Source organism: Streptomyces sp., from assembly GCF_035563135.1.
GTDB lineage: Bacteria > Actinomycetota > Actinomycetes > Streptomycetales > Streptomycetaceae > Streptomyces.
This window is the reverse complement of the sequence record NZ_DATMVN010000540.1, coordinates 1-4,804: the sequence shown is the minus strand read 5'-3', so window position 1 is coordinate 4,804 and position 4,804 is coordinate 1. Positions and strand designations below refer to the sequence as shown.

The following is a 4,804-nucleotide window of genomic DNA, read 5'->3' as shown; positions in this document are numbered from 1 at the left end:
TACGAGGGAGCAGGGGCAGACGACCGAGGAGCTGAGCGCGTCCCCCTACCAGGGTTCGAGCAGGTGGCTCACCCAGACGCTGAGGACCCGTCCTCGGTGGAGCGCCGGGGTCACAGGGCGGGCGTTCGCGCAACTGGTCGGCGATGACCCGGTAGCCGGAGGCCGGGTCGTCGGCGTGCATGTCGTAGGCGGCGTTGATCAGGTGCGCGTCGTCCTGATCGCGCTGGCTGACCGGGTTGGCGCACCACTCGTAGGAGGCCTGCGGAGGGAAGCCCAGCACCCGGCAGGTCGCCGCGACGGGGATGTTCTCGGCGGCGAGTTCACGGACCAGCGGGTAGATCATTTTGGGAGCACGTCGCGGGCGAAGTAGGCCGTGGCCCGGCGCAGAATCTCGTTCTCCTGCTCCAGCAGCTTGTTGCGCCGGCGCAGCTCCCGCAGCTCCGCGGACTCGTCCTTGCCTCCGCCGCCACGGTCGCTTGAGGTCGGTGGTGCGATCCCGTCCTCGCGGTCGGCGATCCTCAACCAGCGGGCCGGGCAGGACTCGGAGATCCCGGAGTCGCGGGCGATCTGCGCGATCGATGCCTCGCCCTTGCGAGCCACGGCGATGACGTCACGACGGAACTCCGCCGGGAACGGCCCGGGCACGGTGCTGATCCTCCCAGCGAGGCCAGAGGCCGCACAGGCAAGGATTGAACTGAACCGGGGGCAGTCCCCCCATGTCACAGACGGCGTAGCTGTCTCGTCTCACATCTGGAGACAGCCACTGGAGCAACAAGAGCTCCACGAGCGTGCGCCTACTGAATCTCACGCGAACGCCGTCCCCGTGATCGGCGGCGGCCCCGGGGTGCCGGCGGCAACCGCCTCATCCAGTGCACGCACGCAACACGCACGAACTGCGCCACGCGACCCCTCGAGCCGCACTCGACCAGCGCTGAGCACCTGCCCGTTGAGGAGGAGACACCGTCATGACAGCCGCACAGGTCACCGGGAGTACGTCGAGGAGTGAGGCGACCCGAGCCGGCAAGCTCGTCGCAATCGTGCTGGCGTTCACGACCGTCGTCGCGTTGGGAGTCCTGGCCTTCGCGGGGCCGGCCGTCAACTCGGGAGCAGCAGACCTGCCGCTCGCCGTGAGTGGCCCGAGCCGACTCGTCGAGGCGTTTTCATCAACGCTCGAGTCTGAAGGTCCGGACACGTTCGAGGTGACAGTCTTCGCCTCCCCGGACGAGACTGCGGACGCGATCCGAGACGGCGACGCCGTCGGCGGGATCGTGCTGGACCCATCGGGGGTGACGATCCAGACCGCTGCAGGCGCAGGATCGGCGTACCCGTCCCTGCTCAGGGAGATGGGCTCCCAGATCGAGAGCTCGGGGCAGCGGGTGACCTTCTCCGAGCTCGCCCCCACCACGCGGGAGGACCCGCGCTCCGTCGGGGTGACCGCACTGGGTCTCCCGCTGGTCTTCGGCGGGATGGGCTCGGCGGCCGCGCTGTTGCTCGCCTATCGCGGGTCCGTGCGCAGCCGTGTCGGCGCGGCCCTCACGTTGGCGGTGCTCTCCGGGCTCGTGGCCACGGCGATCCTGCAGTGGGGCTTCGGGGCATTCGACGGGTCCTACTGGCTGACGGCTGCTGCCGTGTCGGCCGGCATCGCCGCCATCAGCTGCACGGTGCTCGGGCTCGGGACGTTCCTGGGCTATCCAGGCGTCCTCGTGGCTGCCCTGCTCATGCTCTTCGTCGCCAACCCGCTGGCGGGGCTGGTCAACGGTCCCGACTGGCTTCCTCAGCCATGGGGGGACGTCGGGCAGCTCCTCCCCGTCGGGGCGACCGGCTCGGCGGTGCGGTCCGCCGTCTACTTCGATGGCGAAGGCGCCACGGCTGCATGGCTGGTCCTCGCCGGCTGGGGAGCAGCGGGGCTGCTGCTCGCCGGCGTGGGTGCGGTCCGCTCAGGTAGCGCGGGGCGCTGCGAGCGCCTGCCGAGCATGTCCGGACGCCGCCTGGTGCTTCGCCATCCGAACACCACGTCCTGACCGAGTTCACGACCGTGTCGGCAGTCCGTGATGCCTGCCTGTCGGGGACGCCCGCGCCGAAGCGGGAGCGCCGGAGTGGCGCCTGATGAACGCTGGAACGACCGGACTACTACCAACGCTTCGGCTTCCGGTCGGCGGCCGAGGTGGGCGTGGTGCCCGAGGCTCCCGAATGGGCTGAGCATTTCCAGGCACGCACCTTGATGTCCTACCGCCCGGGCTCAGAGGGTCCCGCCAGGCGCAGCCCTTCATCGACCTCTGAGCGGTCCCGGCGTCGGTGGCGCCGGAGTCAGAAGCCACATGTCCTCGGTCGGCTCGACGACCCGGACGGAAGGAGCAACCCGATGCGCATCGCGGTGGTCGACGCTACGGGCCTGGTCGGTCGACCGTCAGCGCTCCAGAGCACGGGGAGCACGCTGTGGTCCCGGGCTCCCGCTCGACGGGTGTGGACCTCCTCACCGGGGAGGGCCTCGACGACGTACTGGACGGCGTCGACGCCCTGATGGACGTGACGAACGCGGTCGCCTCTCACCGGGGGAGGTGGAGCTGTTCGCTGTTACTCGACCTGGCTTCACTCCAGGCACCGACGAGGAACAGTCCTCACGCACGAAACGACGCGACCCTGACTGGCTGCCTGCACTCGATGCAGGCATCCGCGGGGTCAGGTGTTGATGTCGGGGAACACGGCGACCGGCAGTCGCTGCGTGACCCATGTCACATGCTGGTCCCGTCAGCAATCGGTGCGCCGTTCCGCTCAACTCACATGGAGCAAGCGAACAGACAGGAACAACCCATGAAGCACCGCATCGTCGTCCTCGGCGCTGGCTATGCCGGGGCCTACGCGGCCGGCAACCTGGCCCGCCGGCTGTCCCCGACGGACACCGAGATCACCGTCGTCAACGCTGCACCGGACTTCGTCCAGCGGCTACGGCTGCACCAGCTCGCGTCCGGCCAGGAGATCGAGACCCCGAAGCTCGCCGACGTCTTCGCAGGCACCGGGATACGGCTGCGGCTGGCCCGTGTCACCGCCGTCGACCCCGAACGTCAGGTCGTCGCCGTGGCCGACGCCGACGGCGGCGGCGAGATCGGCTACGACACGCTTCTCTACACGCTGGGCAGCGCCGTCGCCGACCACGGCGTCCCCGGCGTGGCAGAGCACGCCTTCCACGTCACCAGTCGTCCGGCGGCGCTGCGCCTGCGGGAGCGCCTGGACGGTCTGAGCGAAGGCGGAAGGGTGCTGGTCGTCGGCGACGGGTGGACCGGCATCGAGACCGCCGCCGAGTTCGCGGAATCCCGGCCCGGCCTGTCGGTCTCGCTCGTGGCCCGCGACGAGTTGGGCGCGCGGCTCTCGCCGGGGGCGCGTCGCCATCTGCGCCAGGCTTACGACCGCCTGGGTGTCACAGTCGTGGAGCACACCACCATCGAAGCCGTCGAGGCGACGCGGGCCATCGCCGCCGACGGCACGGTCCTCGAGTCGGACGCCACCGTGTGGACGGCCGGATTCGCGGTCAACCCGATCGCCGCCGCCAGCGGGCTGCACGTCACGGAGAACGGTCGGATAGTCGTCGATCGCACCATGCGGTCGGTCTCGCACCCGAACGTCTATGCCGCCGGGGACAGCGTCTACGCCATCGGCGACAACGGCCGGCCGCTGCCGATGTCCTGCGCTTCAGCCGGTTACACCGGCGGGCAGGCCATGGACGCGATCGTGGGCCGCCTGACCGCTCGCAAGATCGCGAACACCAAGTTGGTCTACCCGGGCAACCACATCAGCCTCGGGCGGCGGGACGGGATCCTGCAGGCGGTCGACGACGAAGGGCGCCCCAAGCCGACGTATGTGGGCGGCCGGAAGGCCGCGCGGATCAAGGCGGGCATCCTCAAGATGTCGCTGTGGGCCACCTCGCACCCGACCTTCGGCCTGCCCAAGCGCAAGCGTCACCTCGCCCCCGCGCCGGAGGTGTCCCGCCGACAAGACGATCGCGCAGCCGCCTAGCGTGGTCACAGTGGATGCCACCGCCACCGATCGCTTCGACACCGATCGGTTCGAGGCCAGCCGGAACCGGCTGGCCTCGCTGGTGTACCGGCTGCTGGGCTCCGCCGCCGACGCCGAAGACGCCGTGCATTCTGCGTTCCTGCGGTGGCAGGCCGCCGACCGACTGCGGATCAAGGTGCCGGAAGCATGGCTGACCAAGGTCGTCACGAACCTGTGCCTCGACCGGATCACGGCAGGCAGGTCGACGGAGGGCGACCGATGCCCTGTCGTTGGTGGCGCGAGACCTGAACCTGGCGGGTGCGATGGCTTGCGCTGGCGCGAGGTCCCCAGAAGAGCAGGATCAGACGGTCCGACTCTCCGCTTGAGCGGGGTCCGGCTGTGCCGATGAAACCAACGCAATGAGCCTCCTCGAGGCGACCCCGCGCGAGAGGCAACAGATGCGCCTGACGGTGATCGGCACCTTGGCTGCCGGTGTCCTCCTGCTGTCCGCCTGTACCGAGACGGCCCCATCCGCCGCTCCGGCGGCGACCCCCAGTACGCCCGCATGGGCGCTGTTCGAGGGCCCGTCGGGTCTGGAGGTCGAAGCAGAACAGGGGGCACGGGCAACGCTGGAGGAGCAACGACGAGCGGCCGAGGAACAGCGGCAGCAGGCCGAAGCGGCGGCAGCAGCCGCACGGGCCGCAGCGGAGGCGGCGGCCGCAGAAGACGCGGCGGCGCAGGCTGCAGCGGAGGCAGCGGCGGCTGAAGAGGCGGCTGCCGTTCAAGGGGAGTGCATCGGCTACGGATGCAGCCC

At 70.1% G+C, this 4,804-nt stretch carries 2 protein-coding genes and 3 pseudogenes; 4 read left to right on the top strand and 1 reads right to left on the bottom strand.

The features are described from left to right. Nucleotides 1-130: 130 nt before the first annotated feature. Nucleotides 131-645, bottom strand: a pseudogene (locus tag VN520_RS23890) (IS3 family transposase); the annotation flags it as partial. A 320-nt stretch (nucleotides 646-965) separates the two neighbouring features. Between VN520_RS23890 and VN520_RS23885 the strand changes: the two are divergent. The 4 genes and pseudogenes from VN520_RS23885 to VN520_RS23870 all read left to right on the top strand — a co-directional run. Next, a complete protein-coding gene (locus tag VN520_RS23885; RefSeq protein ID WP_325748988.1) occupies nucleotides 966-2,021 on the top strand; it encodes a hypothetical protein in 1,056 nt (351 codons plus the stop codon). Nucleotides 2,022-2,811: 790 nt separating this feature from the next. Beyond that, on the top strand, nucleotides 2,812-4,011 hold the full coding sequence (locus VN520_RS23880; protein WP_325748987.1) for an NAD(P)/FAD-dependent oxidoreductase: 1,200 nt from the start codon (nucleotides 2,812-2,814) through the stop codon (nucleotides 4,009-4,011). Nucleotide 4,012: 1 nt separating this feature from the next. Continuing rightward, nucleotides 4,013-4,303: pseudogene (locus VN520_RS23875) on the top strand (sigma factor); the annotation flags it as partial. A gap of 106 nt (nucleotides 4,304-4,409) precedes the next feature. Further along, nucleotides 4,410-4,804, top strand: a pseudogene (locus VN520_RS23870) (hypothetical protein); the annotation flags it as partial.

Coding starts and splice junctions, on each gene's coding strand:
- VN520_RS23885 (WP_325748988.1), top strand. CDS start 966: ATGACAGCCGCACAGGTCACCGGGAGTACGTCGAGGAGTGAGGCGACC.
- VN520_RS23880 (WP_325748987.1), top strand. CDS start 2,812: ATGAAGCACCGCATCGTCGTCCTCGGCGCTGGCTATGCCGGGGCCTAC.